At 36.1% G+C, this 22,346-nt stretch carries 22 protein-coding genes; 16 read left to right on the forward strand and 6 right to left on the reverse strand.

Going from position 1 to position 22,346, the window contains the following annotated elements:
* The first annotated feature begins 1 nt into the window (after window position 1).
* The 7 genes from NBRC110019_RS10260 (at window position 2) to NBRC110019_RS10290 (ending at window position 8,047) form a co-directional block, all read left to right on the forward strand.
* Window positions 2-1,738: a RagB/SusD family nutrient uptake outer membrane protein gene (locus NBRC110019_RS10260; RefSeq protein ID WP_281754580.1), complete on the forward strand. Its 1,737-nt coding sequence runs from the start codon at window positions 2-4 to the stop codon at window positions 1,736-1,738.
* The gene (locus NBRC110019_RS10265) at window positions 1,738-2,883 is read left to right on the forward strand and encodes a glycerophosphodiester phosphodiesterase family protein (RefSeq protein WP_281754583.1); all 1,146 of its coding nucleotides are present in this window, start codon (window positions 1,738-1,740) and stop codon (window positions 2,881-2,883) included. Before NBRC110019_RS10260 ends, NBRC110019_RS10265 begins: the two co-directional genes overlap by 1 nt.
* Window positions 2,884-4,365: an outer membrane protein assembly factor BamB family protein gene (locus NBRC110019_RS10270; RefSeq protein ID WP_281754585.1), complete on the forward strand. Its 1,482-nt coding sequence runs from the start codon at window positions 2,884-2,886 to the stop codon at window positions 4,363-4,365. It begins immediately after the preceding gene.
* Window positions 4,366-4,386: 21 nt separating this feature from the next.
* Window positions 4,387-5,331, forward strand: a complete 945-nt coding sequence (locus tag NBRC110019_RS10275; RefSeq protein WP_281754586.1) for a glycerophosphodiester phosphodiesterase family protein — start codon at window positions 4,387-4,389, stop codon at window positions 5,329-5,331.
* Window positions 5,332-5,577: 246 nt separating this feature from the next.
* Window positions 5,578-6,411 (forward strand): phospholipase A, encoded by an 834-nt coding sequence (locus NBRC110019_RS10280; protein ID WP_281754587.1) that lies wholly within the window; start codon window positions 5,578-5,580, stop codon window positions 6,409-6,411.
* Between the two features lie 103 nt (window positions 6,412-6,514).
* On the forward strand, window positions 6,515-6,856 hold the full coding sequence (locus NBRC110019_RS10285; RefSeq protein ID WP_281754588.1) for a DUF1801 domain-containing protein: 342 nt from the start codon (window positions 6,515-6,517) through the stop codon (window positions 6,854-6,856).
* Window positions 6,857-7,123: 267 nt separating this feature from the next.
* Window positions 7,124-8,047: an AraC family transcriptional regulator gene (locus NBRC110019_RS10290; RefSeq protein WP_281754589.1), complete on the forward strand. Its 924-nt coding sequence runs from the start codon at window positions 7,124-7,126 to the stop codon at window positions 8,045-8,047.
* 191 nt (window positions 8,048-8,238) lie between these two features.
* Here NBRC110019_RS10290 and NBRC110019_RS10295 read toward each other — a convergent pair whose 3' ends face one another.
* Window positions 8,239-8,862, reverse strand: a complete 624-nt coding sequence (locus NBRC110019_RS10295) for a HEAT repeat domain-containing protein (protein ID WP_281754590.1) — start codon at window positions 8,860-8,862, stop codon at window positions 8,239-8,241.
* A gap of 583 nt (window positions 8,863-9,445) precedes the next feature.
* Between NBRC110019_RS10295 and NBRC110019_RS10300 the strand changes: the two genes are divergently transcribed.
* From NBRC110019_RS10300 to NBRC110019_RS10340, 9 genes are all read left to right on the forward strand, one after another.
* Entirely contained in the window at window positions 9,446-9,850 is a 405-nt protein-coding gene (locus NBRC110019_RS10300; protein ID WP_281754591.1) for a hypothetical protein, read from the forward strand.
* A 183-nt stretch (window positions 9,851-10,033) separates the two neighbouring features.
* Entirely contained in the window at window positions 10,034-11,740 is a 1,707-nt protein-coding gene (locus NBRC110019_RS10305) for a hypothetical protein (protein ID WP_281754592.1), read from the forward strand.
* A 121-nt stretch (window positions 11,741-11,861) separates the two neighbouring features.
* Entirely contained in the window at window positions 11,862-12,485 is a 624-nt protein-coding gene (locus NBRC110019_RS10310) for a hypothetical protein (protein ID WP_281754593.1), read from the forward strand.
* Between the two features lie 108 nt (window positions 12,486-12,593).
* A complete protein-coding gene (locus NBRC110019_RS10315) occupies window positions 12,594-13,373 on the forward strand; it encodes an SDR family NAD(P)-dependent oxidoreductase (protein WP_281754594.1) in 780 nt (259 codons plus the stop codon).
* A gap of 177 nt (window positions 13,374-13,550) precedes the next feature.
* A complete protein-coding gene (locus NBRC110019_RS10320) occupies window positions 13,551-14,015 on the forward strand; it encodes a helix-turn-helix domain-containing protein (RefSeq protein ID WP_281754595.1) in 465 nt (154 codons plus the stop codon).
* A gap of 94 nt (window positions 14,016-14,109) precedes the next feature.
* On the forward strand, window positions 14,110-14,610 hold the full coding sequence (locus NBRC110019_RS10325) for a DUF2628 domain-containing protein (protein WP_281754596.1): 501 nt from the start codon (window positions 14,110-14,112) through the stop codon (window positions 14,608-14,610).
* Between the two features lie 543 nt (window positions 14,611-15,153).
* Window positions 15,154-16,614 (forward strand): sensor histidine kinase, encoded by a 1,461-nt coding sequence (locus NBRC110019_RS10330; protein ID WP_281754597.1) that lies wholly within the window; start codon window positions 15,154-15,156, stop codon window positions 16,612-16,614.
* The gene (locus NBRC110019_RS10335; protein ID WP_281754598.1) at window positions 16,611-17,021 is read left to right on the forward strand and encodes a response regulator; all 411 of its coding nucleotides are present in this window, start codon (window positions 16,611-16,613) and stop codon (window positions 17,019-17,021) included. The genes NBRC110019_RS10330 and NBRC110019_RS10335 overlap by 4 nt, the downstream gene beginning before the upstream one ends.
* A gap of 744 nt (window positions 17,022-17,765) precedes the next feature.
* The gene (locus NBRC110019_RS10340; protein ID WP_281754600.1) at window positions 17,766-18,578 is read left to right on the forward strand and encodes a helix-turn-helix domain-containing protein; all 813 of its coding nucleotides are present in this window, start codon (window positions 17,766-17,768) and stop codon (window positions 18,576-18,578) included.
* 290 nt (window positions 18,579-18,868) lie between these two features.
* Here the strand turns inward: NBRC110019_RS10340 and NBRC110019_RS10345 are convergent, their stop codons facing one another.
* The 5 genes from NBRC110019_RS10345 to NBRC110019_RS10365 form a co-directional block, all read right to left on the reverse strand.
* Entirely contained in the window at window positions 18,869-19,330 is a 462-nt protein-coding gene (locus NBRC110019_RS10345) for a hypothetical protein (protein WP_281754603.1), read from the reverse strand.
* A 10-nt stretch (window positions 19,331-19,340) separates the two neighbouring features.
* A complete protein-coding gene (locus tag NBRC110019_RS10350) occupies window positions 19,341-19,877 on the reverse strand; it encodes a hypothetical protein (RefSeq protein WP_281754604.1) in 537 nt (178 codons plus the stop codon).
* Window positions 19,878-20,016: 139 nt separating this feature from the next.
* A complete protein-coding gene (locus NBRC110019_RS10355; RefSeq protein WP_281754607.1) occupies window positions 20,017-20,394 on the reverse strand; it encodes a VOC family protein in 378 nt (125 codons plus the stop codon).
* Between the two features lie 395 nt (window positions 20,395-20,789).
* Entirely contained in the window at window positions 20,790-21,464 is a 675-nt protein-coding gene (locus NBRC110019_RS10360) for a hypothetical protein (protein WP_281754609.1), read from the reverse strand.
* Entirely contained in the window at window positions 21,403-22,257 is an 855-nt protein-coding gene (locus NBRC110019_RS10365; protein ID WP_281754611.1) for a phage replication initiator YdaU family protein, read from the reverse strand. The genes NBRC110019_RS10360 and NBRC110019_RS10365 overlap by 62 nt, the downstream gene beginning before the upstream one ends.
* Window positions 22,258-22,346 lie beyond the last annotated feature (89 nt).

Consider the following 22,346-nt stretch of genomic DNA (forward strand, 5'->3'; position numbering starts at 1 on the left):
AATGAAAAAAGTATTTATAAGTACCCTGATAATTTTGTTGTTAACCACGGCGTGTAACGATGAATTTTTAGATCGTACCCCACTTTCTGAGATTGTGCCGGAGAACTCGTTTCAAACGGCTGAAGACCTGGAGTTGTATACCAATAGTTTTTACAATGTGCTTCCGGGAAGAGAGGGTATTATAGAACAAGACTTATTGTCTGATAATGTGTTGTATAATGGTGTGCCACAAGAACAAACAGGAGAGCGTTTGGTACCTAGTGAAGCAGGTAGCAGCGGATGGGATTGGGACGACCTGAGAACCATTAATATCTTTTTTAAATATTATGATCAGTGCGATGATGAAGCTGCTAAAACCGAGTATAGTGGTGTGGCCTATTTCTTCAGAGCCTATTTCTATTTTGATAAATTAAAACGTTTTGGGGGTGTGCCATGGTACGATACCGTAATTGGTAGTGGGGACGATGAGTTACTATATGCTGCAAGAGATACCCGTGAGTATGTAACGGAACGTATTATTGAAGATTTAGATAATGCGATAGCCAATTTGAGAGACGATCAGACATCGGATAGAGTAACTAAATGGACAGCCCTTGCGCTAAAATCGAGAGTGTGTTTGTTTGAAGGTACTTTTAGAAAATACCACAACGGAACCGATGCGGATGCCTTATTGCAATTAGCAGCAGATGCTGCTGGAACCTTAATGACCGAAGGACCGTATAGCCTGTATACCACAGGAGATGCTTCGGTAGATTACAGAGATTTATTTGCTTCTGCTGAAACGAAAGATGAAGAGGTGTTGTTGACCAGAAAGTATAGTGAAGAGGTAAACGTAATGAATAATATCAACTATTATTTGTTATCACCAACGCAGGAAGATGTAGGACTTACCAAGTCGATTGTAGATAGCTACTTAAACGAAGATGGTACCGCTTTTACAGATAATACAGACTATGCAACTATGGAGTATTATGATGAAATGCAAAATAGAGATCCTCGTTTAAGCCAAACCATTCGTACACCGGGGTATATGCGTATAGAGGGTACTTCGGAAGAGTTAACCGATTTTTCGGTAGCCATTAGTGGGTATCAAATAGTTAAATACGTATCCGATGAGAGTCAGGATGGTGACAGTGCCGGGTATCAAGATCTTCCTATTATTAGGTATGCAGAAGTCTTATTAAACTATGCAGAAGCAAAGGCCGAGTTAGGTTCGCTAACACAAAGCGATGTTGATGCGTCTATAAATTTAATCCGTAGTCGTGCCGGGATGCCTGGTTTAAGTATGTCAGACGCCAATGCAATACCCGATGCGGTATTAGCAGCACGTTACAGTAACGTAAGCGGAAGCAACACTGGTGTGATTTTAGAAATACGCAGAGAACGTAGAATAGAATTGGTGTTGGAAGGATTTAGATATGACGATTTAATGCGTTGGAAAAACGGAAAACTGTTAGAGGAATATTTTAAAGGAATGTATTTTCAGGGGTATGGAACCTACGATTTAAATAACGATGGGACTGCCGATGTTGAGGTGTATACCGGTACGGCTACCGGAGGTACAGACCAAACGGTAGAAATAGGGGGCGTACTTTCGTTTTCTAATAGTACCTACGGAAACTTAATTCCTTTTGAAGACCGCACCAAATCGTTTGATGAAGACAGAGATTATTTGTATCCAATACCCTCTGGAGATATTCAATTAAATCCGAATTTGGAACAAAATCCGAACTGGTAATGAAAACCATTGGAATAAAATTAGGTTTACTGTTTGTGTTATGTACAGGAAGTTGGTTAACGCTGACTTCCTGTTCTAAAGATGGTGATGCTGATAGTGGATCGCAATCGGTACAACCCTCTTTTGAGGCAAGTGTAGATACCATTTTTGAAGGCGAACAAATGAGTTTTGTAAATACAATAAACAGTACCGCAGATGTAGCATATTATTGGGACTTTGGTGATGGGGCTACCTCAATAGCTGAAAACCCTAGTCATACTTTTGATGCCGTGGGAAATTATGTGGTAACCCTTACCACTACGGTACAAGGTACCGAGACTTCGGTAGCTAAAGAGGTAGGTGTGTACAGACATGAGTTGGAAAACCGACCGGGATTGGTAACGTATATGGAAAGCCTTAATGGTAACATTATGGTGTGTGCCCACCGCATGTATCACAACGTACTGCCCGAAAATTCTATGTCGGCTTTAAATGCTTCTATAGAGGCTGGTATTGGCATGGTTGAAATAGACATACGCCAAACTAAAGACGGTGAGTTGGTTTTACTACACGATAGTACCTTGGATGATACCACCACCGGAAGCGGTGACCTTACCGATTATTTGCTAGAAGAGTTAGGTCAGTTTTATTTGTACAAAGCAGATGGTAGTTTGTCTAATGAGCATATTCCAACCTTTAAAGAAATTTTGGAGGTAGCCCGTGGAAACATCTATATAGATATTGATGTGAAAATGGAAAACTATCTTAAAATCTATCAACTGGTAAAACAGTATGGAATGTTATCGCAGTGTATGTTTACTACCGATGAGCTTTCGGTATGCCAAAGTTTACAAAACGCCGATAGCAAAACAATTTTATTTCCAATAGTAAGAGAAGAAACCGATTATGCTGCGTATACCTTGACAGGGTTAGACATACGTATATTTCAATTGAATTCTGATATGTCGCAAAACCAAACAGTGGTAGATGATATTTTGGCAAATGGTGATTTCTTTTTTGCCAACATATACATTAACAGCAACGTTACACCGCAAAGTAACAACTACGTGCAGGTGAATAATTTTATCAATCTGGGAGGAAGTATTATTCAAACAGATTATCCGGTAACCTTAAAATCGTACTTACAAAATTTAAACTTGAATTAGATGAAATCTTTTTATAGAACTTTTTATATACTGGCTTCGTTCATGGTACTGTCGTGCGGTGACGATGATGAAAGCCTTAATACAAAACCGGTAGCAGCCTTTTCGTATAACATTGGAGGGGTAGCCGAAACCGGAGAGACCATAACCTTTACCGACTTGTCTTATGACTTAGATGGTGAAGTAGTAGAATGGGCATGGGATTTTGGGAATGGAGATACCTCTGTAGAGGCCAGTACTACCTATGCGTATAATACTGAAGGTGATTATACCATAACCTTAACGGTAACCGATAACAATGGAGAACAAAATGCTACGGTATTCTCAAAAGACGTATCGGTATTAGTGCCGTCCAATGCAACTACAGAACCAACAGTGGTTTGGACGTATGAGGCACCTTATTATTCTACCAATTCCTCGGTAGCGGTTTCAGACGCTGGGATTGTTTATTTTGGTACCGATGGAAAGTCGAGCGACTTAACTCGTGGTAATTATAATATGTTTGCCGTGCAAAACGGAAACTTCTTATTTGGGACCTTAACCGATGAGGTAGTACGTGCTTCGGCAGCTATTGCAGCAGATGGTACAGCGTATATTGGTGATTACAACGGTGAGTTTGTAGCCTTTAATACCGATGGTTCTCAAAAGTGGCATGTAGATTTAGGGGATCGTATTAAGTATTCATCGCCAGCAATTGCTCCTGACGGAACAATATATATTGGTATGGAAGATGATGATGCTTTATTAGCTATAAACCCAGATACAGGAAGTATTAATTGGTCGTTTGCGGTAGGTGACGATATTAGAGCTACTCCGGTAGTAGCTGCAGACGGAACTATTTTTGTAGCTTCTTCAGACGGGTATTTCTATGCGGTGAATCCTGATGGTACGCAAAAATGGAGTGTAGCCTATGGTAATTATACCGCCGGAGCACCAGCCATTAGTGAATCTATGGGAGCGGTTTGTTTAACTGGTAAAACTTCTGATAATACAGGTCACTTAATGGCATTTGATATGGCAACGGGTACAGTGTACTGGGATAACGGTAGCAGACCCGATGCTAAAATGGAGCAGGGAGGTCCTACACTTTCGGCAGATGGTTCAACCATTTATGCTGGTGGAGAAGATAATCAATTGGTGGCTTACAATGTAGACGGTACAGTAAAATGGACATTTGAAGCTACAGGTAGAGTGTTGTCGGCTCCGGCTATAGATAACTTAGGACAAATTTATTTTGGTGATGATAGTGGTTATTTTTATGTGTTAGATGAAGAGGGTGAAGTAGCTTGGAAAACAACCAAACTAAATGAAGATATCCGTTCTTCTCCAGTAATTGATGCCAATGGTATTATTTACATTCTTACACGTAACAATACCGATAAAAAAGGTACCGTATACGCGTTAAGTACAAATGCATCTGGTGCAGCCGATGGTGAGTGGCCTATGTTGTCGCAAAATACGCGTCACACAGGAAGTAGCAATTAATCAACTTAAAAGTAAAATACAATGAAAAAGTATGGTAGTGTATTGTTTGCCTTATGGGTATTCCTCTTAACAGCTTGTACGCATATAAATACAGTACAGGCGCAAGAGATACCTGCAGACAGTACCAATACAATTGCCTATTTACGAAACGTACTGTTAGATGAAAATAGCAATCAGGTAATGGTGATTGCCCATAGAGGCGATTGGCGTAATGCTCCTGAAAATTCTATTATGGCTATAGAAAACTGTATTGCTATGGGAGTAGATATGGTAGAGATTGATGTACGTAAAACCAAAGATGGTAAGTTGGTATTAATGCACGATAGTACCGTAGACCGCACCACAAACGGAAAAGGAAAGGTTTCTAGCTTAACGTTAAATAGCTTAAAAAAGCTTCACCTTAAAAACGGTCAAGGTCGCGTTACACACCATACCATACCTACACTAGAGGAAGCCTTACAAGCAGCTAAAGGAAAGATATTGGTAAACTTAGATAAGTGTTACGGATATTTTGACGAAGTATATGCTGTTATGGAGAAAACAGGAACAGTAAATCAGGTAGTGCTTAAGGCGTATAATAAACCGTATAGTGAGGTACGAAAAGATATAGGAGATAAGCTAGATAAAATTTTGTTTATGCCTATTGTTAACCTAGACAAGCAAGCCGATGCGTGGCAAATTATAACCGATTACCAAAAAGCTAAAACACCCGTAGCTTTTGAGATTGTGTTTGCTACAGAAAACTCGGATATCTTAAACAGGTTTAAACAAATACAACAAGGAGGCAGCAGAGTTTGGGTAAACAGTTTATGGGCTAGTTTAAATGCTGGTTATGAAGATGACATGGCAGTTAACAACCCAGATGGTATTTATGGGTGGCTTCTTAAAAAAGGAGTAACCATGCTACAAACCGATCGCCCACAATTACTGCTTGCTTATTTAAGAAAAAAACAATTACACCGTTAATAGGAAAGTTGTTTTTAAGTGTTTTTAGTTAATATGGCCAACAGGCTACCCATTGGGTAGCCTGTTTTGTTCAGGCTTAATTGAGTTGAAAGTTGTATCGAGAAAAGGAGTTTTCTCTGTAAAGGGATGTGCACTCAGCCGCTGCCTTTGGGGCTCGATACATTTTATCTACAGGATTTCAAATTTTAAAACTCCTTTAGGGTTTTATTGTCATAATTTTAGTGCAATACAGTTTACTTTTGCTATATGAAAACAGCTATCTCATTATTTATAGCATTGCTAGGCGGAATATGCTTTGTAATGGCTCAGAACAAACCAAAGGAGGTTCCTAAAATTACACGCTACAATTATAAACAATACATTGAAGAAGCACCCAGATTTACCATTTACGGAGATAATTATTTTGTGTCGGGTACACAAATGAATCATAGTATATCGGAAGAAACCAGTGATGCCCGCTTTGAGATAGGGTTTAAAGAGCGTTTGGTAGATAAACCACTGCCGTGGGATATTTATTTGTTTTTAGCATACCGACAAAAAGCATTTTGGGATATCTATAAAGAATCGTTTCCGTTTAGGGCTCTTAATTACAACCCGAGTTTAGGACTTGGAAAAGTAATTTTTGATGAGGAAGATAAGCTTAAAGGGGCTTTTTGGTTTCAGGTTGAACATGAGTCGAATGGTGAGGCCGACTCCATTTCAAGAAGTTGGAATCGTTTTTCATTATCGTATTTTTTGCCGGTTAGTGAGCATTTTTTGTATACAGTAAAGGCATGGTTACCCGTAGGGTCAATGTCTGATAATTCGGATATTACAGAGTATTTGGGGTACGGACAAGTAGATATGGCGTACCGCCCCAATAGTCGCTGGATTTTTGAGGCTTCTGCCAGAAAGGGTGTAGAAGGATGGAAAGGGAGTTTACAGTTGGGAGTAAATTTCCGAATTACAAAAACAGGAAATGAATTTGTGTATCTTCAATTTTTTCAGGGATACGGTCAAGATCTGATTAATTATAATAAAGAGCTTACCTATCTGCGGTTAGGTTTTAGTATTAAGGATATGAGCTTTAATTTTTATTAGGCGGAATCTTTATTTGGTTTAAAGTTATTGGAAATCAATCTTGTAGCTGCTTGTGTTTGCTTTGTGGTAAGTATTGTGTAACTTTAGCTAAAAATAAAGCGCATTGAATCCGTTAGAACAATTTTATGCAAAGCAACCCGAACCGCATCGGAGTGTTTTTTTAGTGTTACGATCGTATTTTTTAGCCAAACCGAATATGACGGAGGCGTATAAATACGGAGCGCCATTTTTCTATTGTAACGGAAAACGTTGTTTTTATTTTTGGAACGAAAAAAAAACCAATCAGCTTTATATAGGGGTCATAGATGGTATGCAGTTAGATCATCCTGCATTAGAGCAAGGCGATAGAAAACGGATGAAAATATTCCGTATCAATCCGTTTAAAGATATTGATATGGAACTGTTAGATGAGGTGGTAACACTGGTGCTACAATTATATGTATAGGCGATACATTAATTTTACTCTCAATAGTAATTAAAAAATTAGTTGCCAGCGTATGCCGTTGGTACCTTCTTCTCCTGTTAGTTCATCTTCGTTTAATACAAATTAGGAGAAAGGAAGATTTTGTTTCTAGTATTTATTTACTCTTTTGAGCATACGCTGTAGGTAATAGTAGTAAAAATAGCTTAAAAGGGAGTTGTATTTTACAAGCAATAATGATTAGCAATAAACGTAAAGTGTACTAAATTTATTATGGTTATCTTAGCGTTAATGACAACTATACAGCGAATTACAGTAGAATATCAGCGCCGTATGAATACGGTATTACAATATATTGAAACACACCTAGATGAACCACTATCTTTAGAAATGGTGGCTGAGGTTGCTATGTACTCTCCATATCATTTTCATCGTGTTTTCAGGACACTGATGAATGAGCCGTTAAACGAATACATAAACCGACGTCGATTAGAAAAAGCCGCTGCCGACCTAATGCATCGCAATGAGATTTTAATTACCGATTTGGCGTTACGATATGGGTTTAGTAGTAATTCGGCTTTTACCAGGGCATTTAAAAAATTTTATGGGGTGAGTCCTAGCATCTTTAGAGTGCAACTGCCTACCAAATATAGCAAGATACGTATACCAAAGAGCAAGAATGGTCAACCCGATTTTCTGTTTGAAAAATACCTTTGGAGCATTACAAATCTTAAAAATTGGATAGATATGAATGCACAAATTATGATCACACAAATGCCCGAAATGGAGCTTGCCTATGTAACAGCTATTGGACATACACAAGTAGCCGAAGCCTATACGACCTTACTGCAGTGGGCTACCCCAAAAGGATTTATGACGTTACCTACTACTAAAATGGTTACTGTGTACCACGATAGTTTTAAGGTTACCCACCCCGATAAGGTACGTATAAGTGCAGCTATGACGGTAGCCAAAGAGGTAAAGGAAGAAGGAGTTACGGGCAGAATGCAACTACGTGCGGGTACGTGTATTAAAGGAAGTTTTGAGATTACCTTACCCGAATTTGAGAAAGCATGGAGCAGCTTGTTTATTTGGATGAATGAACAAGGGTACAAAAAAGCCGATCAGCACCCGTTTGAAATATACCATAACGATTATCGTACCCATCCCGAACAAAAGTGTGTAGTGGATTTGTATATTCCTGTAGCGGTATAGTCGTTTAAGGTTGGTTGTTCTTGTAACGCTCAACGTATGGTAACATTACCTAATTAGCCAAAAAGTAGCCATTTATGGTCTATTTTAAAAACAACCTCCTGCAACAAATATCATACAAAGGAGATATAGATTAACAGGAGGTTGATTTTAAAAAACTAAGAGTATTACGTAGCAACAGTTTTCCCACCTAATTAGGCGATGGCTTTTTTCATATTTTGTTTTATAACGCAGCTATACGTAAAATGCGTATATAAATCGTTTAAGTTCCAGGTAGCAACTTCGTTTACTACTAGTTCCTTGTGGTTTTTGCTAATGTCTCTTAGCGCATTCCCCACCGATTTACGCACGTAGGTACTTGGGTTGTTTTTTTGGCTGCCAAGCAACTGCACTGCCACTTCCGGGTGTGCAGCAAAATACGGTCTGTTTGTCCAGATACGTAAACCTTCTGTCGCCGCACGGGTAACATTCGGGTTTTCGTCATTTAACCATTCGTTAATTACTGGCAATGCCTGCTGGTAACCAATATCTTTACAATACTGGTTAAACGCTTTGGCTAGTATTTCTTGTACCTGCCAGCTTGGGTCTTTACTAACTTCTAATTGTAATATTTGTAAGGCTCTAGGGTTTTTGGCTGCAATTCTACCTAATATAAATACGCCTAAACTACGTATTTGATAACTAGTGTATTTTAAGAATCCGTAAGCATATGCAAAACAATCATCTGTGGTTTTGGTTTGGTACATTTCTAACGCTACTCCTTCAATAGGTTTAAATCCGTTAGCAATAGCTTGTAGCTTGTTAATTGTAGCTTCCATATAGTAAAGTTTAAGTATTTATCTGCTCTTACCTTAACCTATTTTAAATGTACATTTTTTGGTTGATACAATTGCAAGCTACTAATAAGTTTTTAATGATGTTTTGTAAGAATTATCATAATGTAAATACAAGTGCGTTTGTATTACTAATAGGGTTGTAGTTGTGTTAAAATATTATGTTAATTACAATGTCTGTAATGGTTAAATCAATATAAAAAGAATTTTTTTTGGACACTGCTTTGTCTACGTATTTTAATAGGCTACTATCATATTACATATGAGCCTGTTTTTGTTGGTAGTTTATACATATAAGTAAATGTATTGCATAAGGATGCAGCTACATTTGTTATACAGAAACCCATAATCTGATGATACCGAAGTTGATATAATTGCTTTCTGAATCCAAAACCCTTTAGCGATTCTTTTAGGTTATTTTATGATGTGCTAACGAGTTAGTTAATGCAGCTTAAGTCATCAAATATTGTAATATAACTTTTGGTTTTCTTAACGGGTTATAATGTGATTTTTGTATCTTTAAAAAACAAAAATTACACTATAACCAATGCAAAAAATACTACTATGTATGTGTATAACTCTTTTAGGGTTTACAACTACAAAAGCACAATCTACTACGGATGAAATTATTAATACCTTTTTTCAAAAATATAAGATAAGTACAGATGAAGCGGTGGATTATGTATTTCAAACCAACCCTTATTTCGCTGGAAATGATGGAGTAGATAACGTTAAACTTAGGATAAATAATGTTAAACCTTTATTAGGAGACTATTTGGGTGAAGAGGTGTTGAGCACCAAAAAATTAGGATCTAGTTATGTTTTAATCACCTATATAGTGAAGTACGACCGTGAGCCATTACGTTTTCAATTTCAACTTTACAAACCAAGAGATAAATGGCAGTTGTACAACTTTAAGTTTGATGAAAATGTTTGGGAAGAATTTGAGGGCTACGAGCCAAAAGCTCCGTAACCCCAAATAGGGGAATTCAAAATTTAGCATGATAGGGGTCTCTAACAACCGTTAACCAATAACTAAATAAGGTATCTTAGTAAAAGGGTTTAGGGGCTGTGAGCTAATAAAACTTTAATCGATAGACGTTTTACGGAATCCATTTTATTTGTATTTTTCACACCCAATAAACCAGCTATTACTATGAATAAAATATTACGTATCACCCTTATTGGTTTTTTTATATGTAGCATGTTGCATGCGCAAAAAGGTTTTTTAAGCAGTACCGAACTCGAGTCGTGGCCTAAAGATCATAGTATTTCGGTACCGGAAAACCACAACAGGGTGTCTTCGTACTTGTTTCTTATCAATAAAAATAAATATATAGAACTGTTTAATATGGTAAACTACAACCGTAGTTTACGTAATAAAGCTGGACTTAAAAAGAACGATGAGCTACAGTATTTGTATATGGGGGTAGACTTTGCGTTGCCCGATAGCGATAGTATTAGTGTACCGCTGTTTTTGTTTGATGTAAAGAACCCTGCCAGTGTAAAGAAGTTTGAACAGTACGACGGAAAACTGCTAGACAACATAAACACCAATAACATGCGAACCAACTTAAATGGTACGTTTAAGGTAAAGGCAATGCTAAGCAGAGAATCTAGCGGTTTTTGGAAAGAGTTGGTTAAAATTACTACCGATGTAGCCAAATCGGCCTCGCAATTAATGATCGGAAATCCGTTTGGGGCGTCGGAGCTGTTAACCTGCTTTCAGGGACGTGTAAGTACCGGTTTAGAGGAGTTGGGTACGTTGTCAGGTTCTGATAATACCACTACTGCTACAAATAATACTATTACCCAAGAGCATAGCTTTTTAATAAACTTAGTGGAGTACAACAAAAACCCTGATTACAGAGAGGTGGTTGTAGCGGCACGGTTGTATAGAGTACATTGGTCGTTTGACAAAAACCGAAATAAATCGAAGTTTTTTAGGAATATAGATGCCGATGATTTTCCGGGACCTGAGAATTTTAAGAGTGTTATTAGAAACTATACCTACCCGATGATTTTAGTGGTAGAAACCCGCTTTATGCCTAAGATTAGTTTAACTACTCCTGAGTTTGTTGATGCTTATCAAAAATCGATTACCGACGAGTACAAAGATTTTGCGGAGTCTGAACAGGAAATGTTTAAGCAGTATGTAAAGAATTTTGACAGAGCTTATACCATTCAAAAAAATCTTGAAAGCTATATTAAAAACATACATACTAATAACCAAAGTTTAAAATCGTCTTTGTTAATAGAGGCTATAGAAGAAAGTTTTCTGTATCGCCAAAATGTACTGGAAGAAAATGCCAAATACGAGTATATTCCAGGCACTCCTGCTTCTATTAGTAGATATGGTACTATAGGTAACCGTTACGATGCTATTGAACGGAAATTAAAACGCTTGTACGACGATAATAAATATAATGAACCGATGGCTAATAGTTATGTTTTATTAAAGAGTTTGCTAAACCCTGTAGAAGGTAAAGATACCAGTAGCGAAACCTTGTACAGAGAAATTAGTAAGCTGTCGTATTTTAATGATATACTAGCCAATGTAACTCCCGAAAGTTACCAGAGTAAAAAGAGTTACATACGGTATACAGCTTTGCTAAAAACGTATGAATCGGCTTTGTATGAGAAACTTACCGGAGAAGATAATGCCAATGCTAAAACTGATTTCTACGAAAAATTAATGACCGATTACGATAAGTGTAATTTTTGTGTAGCAGAGTGTCAAAAAGAGATAAACGACTTACAAAAGAAGGAGGTAGAAGAGGAACCAAAAATTTTAACGCCTAAGGTAGAAGAAGGGGCTGAAACCATAGGAGAACAACAAGGCGATACGGCAGATAAGCCTTAAATAGAGGATATTAGTGGTATTTTTTGGGAAAGTTTTGTAAGAATTAGGTTAAAATGTTTATTTTAGGGCAACCGCAACCAAAATCTATAACAGTAATACTTGTATATAAGCCCGTTATCGCATGCAAATTTTATATAAGCTAAAAAAGTTATTTTTAAAGTGTCCGCATGATGTAGTGTTAGGAGTTGAGAATTCAATATCCGTTAAACATAGTTCGCATGTAAACGATATGTCTAAAAATGATTTAAAAAAGCTGTTGGATTTTGTAAAATTGGAGGAAAATTATAGGCAAAAAAAGTTTATTACACTGTTACTCACCATAGCCATGATAGTAGGGCTGTTTTTCTTTTCTCAATTAATTAGTTTAGATGCGTACCACGGTGCAGAAAACGATAAAAGGGTTAATAATAGTATAGAAGAAGAAAAGCTGAGGAATAATAAAAACGCCATGTTTGTGGCTTTTAAAAGAAAGCGTCGCGAGTTTGAAAAGCATATTGAAAGAGGCGATAAACTAGCGCAAAATATATATTTGTATAAGGCATTAGAAGAATACCAAAAGGCACAAGTGCTTTTCCCCGAGGCTTATAAAGTTAACTTTAGAATTACTTATACCAGTACCGAAATTTGTAAGCGCTACAAAAGTAGGTGCCGTGAGGCTCATAAGCTTATATTAAAACTTCAGAAAAAGTATCCTCATAGAGAAGAGGTACAAGAGCTTAACAAGCAAATTTCTATGCGCCTATAAAAGGGTTTTCATCGGTAAAATGTATTCAACATTCGGTAATAAGTATACAGTGTGTAGTGCGGGTACGGTTGTAAATTTGATGAGTACATCAATTATAACTAAACACTTATGAAAAACGTAGCATTAATTACAGGGGCATCATCGGGGATAGGAAAAGAGTTTGCCCATATACATGCAGAAAAGGGAGGCGATTTAATTATTGTGGCTCGTAATGAGGCTAAATTAAATGCACTTAAAACCGAGTTAGAAGCTAAGTACAGTATAGAGGTGGTTGTACTGGTGAAAGATCTTACGGCACCTACTGCACCACTAGAGATTTATACAGAAGTAAAAGAATCGGGTATACTATTGGGTTATTTAATTAATAATGCAGGCTTTGGCGGACAAGGATATTTTCATGAGCGTGCGTGGGAAGAAGACCTGTCTATGATACAATTAAATGTAATTAGCTTAACGGCGTTAACCCGTTATTTTCTCCCCGATTTTGTAGCGGCTAATAAAGGTAAAATATTAAATGTATCGTCTACAGCAGCATTTATGCCCGGACCATTACAAGCCGTGTACTATGCTACAAAGGCGTATGTAACTTCGTTTAGTAATGCCATTGCCGAGGAGCTTTCCTATACCAACGTTACGGTAACTGTATTAATGCCAGGGGCTACCGAAACTGAATTTGCCAGAATTTCGGGCATGGATAAAACCGATTTATTTGATAAGGCAGCTAGCGCACGTAGTGTTGCAGAGGATGGTTATAACGGAATGATAGCGGGTAAATTAGATGTTATTTCGGGGCTTAGTTTTTCACTGCGTATGCTGGTAAGTATATCTCCTTTGTTACCTAAAAAGGTGTTGCTGAAGAATATTAAAAATATGCAGGAAACTGTTTAAGGTGCGGGAAACTATTTCGAGACACCTCTCGGAATATGTAATCTTGATTATTGATAAAAAGAGAGTACTTTAGAAGCCTATGAATCAGCTTGTACAATACATCAATATCGCTTTTTTGATTATGGTGTTACCGAAGCCCTGCATGTACAATACGAAGAACAACAAACCATTACTCATTTGGCTCATAAGATAGCCAATGAATATACCGAGCGTATGGATGCCTATAGCCATAAACTAATGGTAGTTAATTTACAATTGATATTAAACTACGGTATTCGATTTTACAATCGGCAGTTTTATACCCGTACAGGTTTTAATAAAGATGTGGTTACCCGATTTGAGACCTTGCTAAAAACACATTTTAGTAACGAAGATACCATGCAGCAAGGGTTACCAATCGTAAAGCAATGTGGGGAGCAACTGAATATGTCTTCTAATTGCCTCAGCGATTTACTTAAAAATGCTCAGGAACACATACAATACTATCTTATAGAAAAGGCGAAAACCGAATTGCTCCGTACTACCGCTTCTGTAAGTAGTATTGCCTGCCGTTTGGGGTTTGAGTATCCGCAGCATTTCAGTAAGCTATTTAAAAGCAAAACAGGGGTGAGTCCGGCAATGTATAGGAGTAAGTCAGAGTAGTCTTTAAGGAGATAAACTACCGTTTAGAGTTTGGTAAATTAGCATTTGCTACTTTAAAATTCACTAAATTAGCATCATATTTTTAGAAAGCACTATGTTAAGCGATAAAGAAAGACAATTGTACCAAGCATATTTTAAAACCGAGATACCCTACTACACAAAACAGCTAGAAAAGTATGATGAAACAGGTAGGTGCTCCTTTAATTTCTATGCGTTGTTATTTGGCATGTTGTGGATGGCGTACCGAAAAATGTATCGCGAAATTGCTTTCTATTTTTTAATTTTTTTGTGTGCTGAATTCCTTCAAAAAATGGCAACCCAATTTGCACTCATTCCAGCAGATCGTTCAGAAATGATAAGTCTTATAGTAAGCCTCATTTTAGGTATTGTGTTAGGTATGTATGCCAATCAGCTATACATTGCAAAATGCAAAAGAGAAATTCTTGGTCTTATAGATTTAACAGATAGAGAAGAACACTTAACTAATGCTGTTGCCGCAAAAGGAGGGATACAACCATGGGCACCTGTACTATTGTTTTTTATAATTATAGTAGTTCAATATTTGCTAGTAATAGCAGCAGCAACCACCGGCTAATTTTTGATGTAAAAAAACAGAGGTTTTAATTTTAAGCCCAACTCATCTTTGTTTAATGTACAAAAGCAGCAAGGCAAAATTAGGGAACATTTGGTAGCGGTACCATTGCTAATGTAGTTAATGTTTGCAAGAAAAGGGATGCGGAGCTGGGATTGCAAATGGGGTACATTAGTGGTTTTAGATAGTTAGGGATACGGAGAAAATAGGCCGTACGCAAGGTGTAGGAATAGTATATTTAATGTTAAGCAAAATCCGTATCGGATTATCTAGGGGTAAAGGTTTTATAAGCAGCCTTTTACAGGTTAATCTGTCCTGTATAATTAGCAAATAACGAGTCAAATTGTTAAATTTGCGAACACGTTTTCGGAAAGCAATTCATCTTACTAAAGAAACCGTTCGTCTAAGGAAAACCTCTTGTGGCATAAAGCCTTCTTCTTTAGTCTACAATTAGTAGTTAATTTGTGCTATATTCTTTTCGAGAAATGAATTTCGGAAGATTTTAAAGGGGGGCAATAAATGTTGCAAACAAATACTAGAGAGGTTATGGAGGGATACACACTAAACAAATTAAAGCACACGCTAGAGATGGCGGAAATTGCTCAGGCTTTTTTTGATGTAAAAAAAGGTATGATGTTTTTTGATAATATGTGTTGTAAAATTCACGAAACAAGTGAGTCTAGTATATCTATATTACACCTTATGCGCATGTACGATACCAATTCGGCCAGAAAATATATTGAACGGCTTAAGAAGGGTATTGCTGAGAAAGAAACACACTTTGATAGTATTATAGAAACCATTACTGAAATAGGTAAAAAGAAATGGATTCATGTTGTGGGAGTACCTGAATATGAATGGGGTGATTGCACGGGGATACAATTCTTATATAAAGATGTAGACAATGAAACCCGTGATAAGATGAGAATGCACTCACATGCAAATACTATGGAGAGTAGCTTCACCAATGCAACTGAGGGGCTTGCCATGGTGAGTATTGGAGGTAGGTTTGTAAAAGCAAATCCGGCGTTGTGTGCTATGCTGGGGTATACAGAGGAAGAGCTTTTTAATAAACCGTTAATCGATTTTGTTCCTAAAGAAGATCTTCAGGAGCTTGAAAGCATTTTGGCTAAGTTTTTAATGGGGAAAATTTCTCAGTATGTCGATGAAAAAGAATATATAGACCGTTTTGGGGAGCGTAAACGTATGGGGCTCATTATTACCATAACCAGAGATGACCAAAAGCGTCCGGTTCGGTTTTTATTTCAGTTAACAGACCTTACCCAAATGTACCATAGACAAAGCGAAATTAAAACGCTTTTACGTTTAGTGTCTGACCAAAATAAGCGCTTGATAGACTTTGCCTATATCGTGTCGCACAACCTGCGTACGCACTCGGGTAATTTTACCATGATTATGGAATTAATGAAACGAGAGTTCCCGGAGCATACAAATAATTATTATTATCCGATGCTGAAAACCACAGCACGTGAATTGCAAAAAACAATGGAAGACTTAACAACTGCTATTGTTAGTTACTCCTATAACGAGGAAGATTTAACACAGCTTTGTTTAGGTAGACAATTAAGTTTAGCCTTAGGAAGTATTAGTAGAGAGCTAAAAACTATTGGAGGAACAATAGTAAATAATGTACCCAAAAATATATGTGTAAACCATCTTAAAACCTATTTGTTAAATATTTTTATAAGCGTGTTAGAAAATGCTATTAAGTTTAGGCATCCTGATAGACCAATTGAAATAACTATAGATTTTGAAGATTCAGGTGATTTTTATGGCATTTTAATTAAAGATAATGGTTTAGGAATTAACATAGAAGAACATGCCAATGAAATGTTTATGCTCTATAAAACATTTCATGAGAAACAATCGGGTAGAGGAGTTGGTTTATTTGTAGTTAAAAATCAGATGGAGTCCTTACATGGCATTTGTGAAGTAGAAAGTGTGGTAGATGAGGGTTCCGTTTTTAAATTATATTTTAAAAAATGAAAGGATCAGAGTTAAATATTTGCGTTGTAGAAGACTCTACCTTAACCTTGTTACTTTTGCAAAAAATGGTAGAGATATTTAAAGTTCCTATTCGTGTAAATACATTTACACAAGGAAGTAGAGCATTAGAATGGATTAAAAACACCGTTAAAGATAAAGAAGAGCTAGGAGCTATCTTGGTAGATTTAAATATGCCTGAAATGAGTGGGTGGGAGTTTGTAGCAGCACTGGAAGAGGAGAATCCTAACATTGAGGTACCAGTGTACATTGTGTCTGCCAGTTGCGACCCAATAGATAAGGAGCGTATAGAAGAGTATCCGACAATTAAAGGTTTTTTGCATAAGCCTTTAAAAGTAGAAGATCTTGAACGTATTACCGATACCAAGAGACAATCTTCTAGTTGTTAATTTTATAGATGATTTAAATATGAAAAGGCGTTTAGTTAATTTTACTAAACGCCTTTTATGTTATAGGATTGTGGCAGAACCTATTGCCTTTTGATACTACCTTAGTACAAATTTATTAATTGCTTACAAAAGCCCTACGTTAGATTATGGGCTTATACCATGGAGTTGTATAAATGGTATTGAGGAATGCAAAGCCATTGGTAGTAGTAAAAGTAGTGTGCTAATCGTTAACAACCTTCAGAAATATCTTAAAAAAGTAATAGGTAGGTTGCTGAAAAAATACTAAAAAAGAAACAGAAGGAAATAGTTGTTATTGCTAAGTATGTACCGTAAAATTATAATGTAGTATATAAGTTACTTTGGTGGTTTTGTAGCTGTAATTGCAAATTAAAATAGCTTATTTGCGCAGAATATTACTAGATATACAGAAATATTTTTAGTTATAAAAACTGTATTTTAAATAGGTTATGTAAAATAGTAAACTGGATTTTTATTATATAATTGTAAAGTTTTTGTTCTTTAAAAAGTAGGTGTACACACATTTTCAATGGGTTAACTGTTTTTTATAAAAAAAATTATACTGTATGGCGTTAGTGTTTGAGTTTTTTAGTTATCTTAAAAAAAAATTTAAAAGTGGATTTTGTATTAACAACCAAAATATATTAGGGGATATATAGAAAGTTGTTAGTTAATATTAAGAATGATTTCAATTTTTGTTGCCAAATAATTTAGTTACAAGGAACTGTGCAAAACGTTAATATTAAAGTATATAACCCAGAGGAGTTATCGGGGATAGCTGAGCGTATCTGGTTGATAGAAACCAACGAAAATCCATTTACACCTATTATTGTAGCTTCTAATTTTATAAATATCTTTTTCCCATTGGATGAAAGAGGTATTTCTATTAATGATGTAGTTTCTCATAAGCCTTTAATTTCGGGAGTAATGCAAAAACCATTTGTTTTGCAAATGCCACCCAACTGTAAATTTCTTAGTGTTAGGTTGTACGTGTACGGACTTTATCCGTTAGCAGATGTGTACAACATTACCGAGAATGGGCCAGAAGCATCAGAAGCTTTAGAAACCTTTTATGATAGCCATAAAGAAACGTTTTTATCTAACGATATAGAAGCTATTTTAACCTTAGTGCGTAAAGAGCTTATTTCTAAGTTTTGTGCCAAGAGAGCCCGTAAAACCGACTTGCTTAAATCGTTTTATGAGTACATTGTTAATGAAGTGTCGGGTGATATTGTATCATCTTTCTGTAAAGAGAAAGATATTAATTACATTAATTTAAATAGATTGTGTACCAAAGTTATTGGTATTACACCTAAAAAGTTAGAACGCTTGGTTAAGTTTCGTAAATCATTAGATTATATACTTAAAACGAATAATAGTTTTACAAATATTGCTATTAATAGTGGTTATTTCGACCAGCCACATTTTGTAAAAGAGTTTAAATTTTTCACTGGTTTTACTCCTACAGCTTTTATCAAATTTTTACAACAAGAAGCTTTATTCGACTCAAAGGAAGTTATTAATTTTTCTACATTTTAAAGGCTTGTTAGAAATATACAAGTTTTTGATTTTCAGTATTGTTACATTTGTTAAGGGAAAAATTGAGGATTAAGTCTTTCAATAGACTAAATTCTTTGGGGTGTTTAAAGTTACATACGGGTATGTAGTCATATCCGTAGTAGCTTTTACTTTAAATTCTTATAATTTATTTTAATTCATTCGGTATAAATTTTAAAATCTATATACTTTTTTGCAAATAGTGTTTACTCCAATTTTGATACAGCAACAATCCCCTGTTGTATTAATGTTGGAGTACTTGTTTTTAAAAACTAGTAGTTTCTTACAGGATATCCTCTACTTTCTCTAAAGGATATTTTTTCGGTATATATTTCCAAATCGGAATCTTTTGGTAGCAAAGATGTTATTTCAATCTGCGCGAAGTGTTCTGCTCTAAAGGTTACCTGTATAGTACTTGTTTCAATGTTTTTTATATTTACCCGTAAATTAAAGGTGCCGGGATTTTCTATAAATAAATCACTTGCAATTAATAGCTTACCCGAATATACTTGTACTTGCACAGGTTCATTTACTTTTTTCCACCCTAGTACACCCTTAGTAAACATAGCGCCTTTTATGGTAAGGCTATCGCTGCTTGTTGTATGTTGAGCTAGTTTCCAAGAGCCAACCTTTTTACGTTGTGCGGTTGCATTTTGAGTACATAGTAAGGCAATAAGCATAAGCGTTGCTAATGCCCATTGCTTTAAAGATATAGTAACTGGTTTTTGAGTCATAGGTGCTATGTTATAAAACTTGGTGTACGGTAAGGTAGTTTGCTTTAATAAGAATATCAATAGCTTCTTTACTTTTAGTATCTCCTTTAAATAAGGCTCCTGGGAACAGTATTAAGCGTTTTTTTAACGTACCTTTTTTAGACTTGTAATGCACTACTAAGCGTGCTCTAGTAAGCCATTTAGTGCCTTTTTTAAATTTGATTTTTACAATACTCTTTTTGGGTATCATTGGAGTAGTTGTAATGTTTATGTTGTAAATAATAAATATAATATATCCTAAAATAACCATTACAGATGCACCACTACGCACAAACTTATAATCTTTAAAAGCTGTATAACTCTTAAGTGCAAGGAGCAGCACAATTGCTAAATAACTTATATGAGCTTTAGGTAACTTATTGGTTTCTTTATATTCTTCAATATGTTGTACTAATGTACTTTGTTCTGTAAGTATAAGCCTGTCTGGTAATACATGACAGTAGCCTAATTTGGTTTCAAATTTTTTATAGGTATCCATATCCATGGTTATAAATATTAGTAGTACCAAAGCTGTTTATTAGCCAACCGGTATTCGCTTTTCTTATTTTTAAACTTCATTGCAAACCTGTGTCCTTTTGTAGCACGAAAGATACGATTTTACTCAATAATTGAGATTAAGTATACCCAGAGATTATGCTTATTCTTCTTTAGTTAATACGCCAAGGTGGGTTAGCCCTGTTTTCACCGGCGTGGTAAAGTACAATCAGATTACCATCAGGGTCTTTTAAACGAGCTTCCCTCCATAACCAAGGCTCGTCTGTAGGGAGTTGATCAAACATAATCCCTTTGCTTTGTAGTTTTTCAACAGTAGCATCTACATCATCACATTCAAAATATACCCAAATACCATGTCCGGAAGGCAAGCTTTCTACCTGATGAATAGAAAACGTACTACCTCCATTAGTACATAAAAACCGCGCATATTTAGGCAGCGATTTTACAATGAGTTGCAATCCTAGCATTTTATAAAACTTAATAGATGCTGTTACCTCTAAACTGGGTACGGTTATTTGGTTTAAGTTCATAATAAATATACATGTATAAGTAATTACAAGGTACACAGGCCTTTTAAACCTAAAATTAAATCAATTTTATAAAGATATATAATTAGTAATAATTCGGTTAATAGATTATAATGGTAGTAAGGCGTAAATTCTTTCTCTTTATTTGCTTTAGTACTATATTTAAAGAGTCTAAATAACCTTTTATACATTATTTAGATTTTTGGCTTTTTCTCCCGTCCAAAATGATGCTTAGTAAGGTGTTTTGCCTGCTAAGATTTTTACAAATGTTTAAGGAATATGATTAGGAAAAATAAAGCCCCAACAGCGTTGGGGCTTTGCTATCACTTGGGTTTTAGATACGTTGGGTATAACAGAGATACCTACTTTTTAGCAATATTATAAGATAATGGTTTTACCTAGTCAACACTCCTTCTTTTTCGTTTTAAAATGTGTACATACTCTTTACGAGCGGGGTCGCGTTGCCAGTCGGTAATGGTATCTTCCAGCATTTGTCTGTCCATGTCTAGCGTAATACGATCTACATAGATGTGTACCCATTTCATAAAATTCCTGTCCTGAATCTGTTGGTATGTTTTTGCTACATCGGCCATAGTTGTGGTGTTTTTAGGTGCTTTTTGTTGTTGGTGTTGTTGTTCTCGTAACTGTGCTTTTTGGTCTAAATATATGGGAAACCATTCCCCAAAAATAAGATTGGCATCTACGCCTCGTTTGGTGGCACCAAACTTTCCTGAGCGCGCCATTTTAAAAAATAGAATGATGTCTTCTAAACTCTCATAGGCAAAATTTTCAAGTGTATCTACTGTAAGCGTTTCCAATTGGGCATCGTTTAGTTTGGTGCTAAAAGCAAATGCATGGATAAACCGAGTAACCAATACCCTAACCACACTAAACCCCAAACTGCCATTATTGCCTTTAAATACCGATCGTATGGTGGGTTTACCCAGTGTTTGGGGTAGGGTAAGTTCCATTTCCATATTGGCTAAGCTGGCTTGGTTGGCTACAATTTGCTTACTTAAATCTAAAGTTTTTGCCCACTGTGCTTCCCAGGGCTTCGGTAAATACTTGCTCATTATTTTTTGCCTGTTGCTTGAGTTTAAAGAAACCTTTCCATCCGTTAGCCATGCTTTGGTGCAGAATGGCTATGGCTGTTTGCTCGTTTTGTAGTGCTTTATTAGCCAGCTCTACTAGCGCTGCCTGTTCACTTTGTGCCGACCTATACCTGAAATTAAACTGTTCTGCTTTGTATGCTTTCCACTGTTCCCATTGTGTTCTGAACTGGTTGCTCTCAAACGGCGATACCATGATTTTTTCATTCGCTGTTTCTTTTTTAATTTCAACTTTAGTTCCATTTTCAATTTCATTTACATCTTCATAAATTGTCGACCGTTTGTTTTGCAGTTGGTTAACCATTTGGTTAAACCAATTTCGTACCCGTTGTTTTATGTCGGTTTCATTGGTAATAGGCGTGCTATTTTCAAGTATAAAATTGTTTATATCGAAAGCTGCTTTAAGCTTTTCTTTTTGATTTTTAGTAAGTTTTGATCCTGAAATGAGTCCGGCAAAAACCGCCGAGGCAATTTTTTTAGGACGCCCTAAGGAGCGTAACTTTACCTCATGGTCTAACCGTAAGTTTAACCATCCGTTAGCCGTTAGTTTAAAGTGCTCGTTAAGTACCCGTTCAATAGTATCTTTACTACAACCCGAACAATACATTTGCAAGCGTGTACTATTGTTTGGGATGGCTCCCTTCTGATGTTGGTAAATCATAAGGTCTATATAGCAAGCTCTTTCTTCGGGTAGCATAAGTCGGGTACCCTCGTAAAAGTCTTTACTGTAAAATAAAAATGCAGGGTCTTGGTTCATAGGTTAAAAGTTCAATGTTTTGCTCACTCATATGTGACCCTGAACAAATTTCAGGGAGATGAAAATTTGTTTACTCAATAATTGAGATT

Source organism: Neptunitalea chrysea (assembly GCF_027924145.1).
GTDB classification, from domain to species: domain Bacteria; phylum Bacteroidota; class Bacteroidia; order Flavobacteriales; family Flavobacteriaceae; genus Neptunitalea; species Neptunitalea chrysea.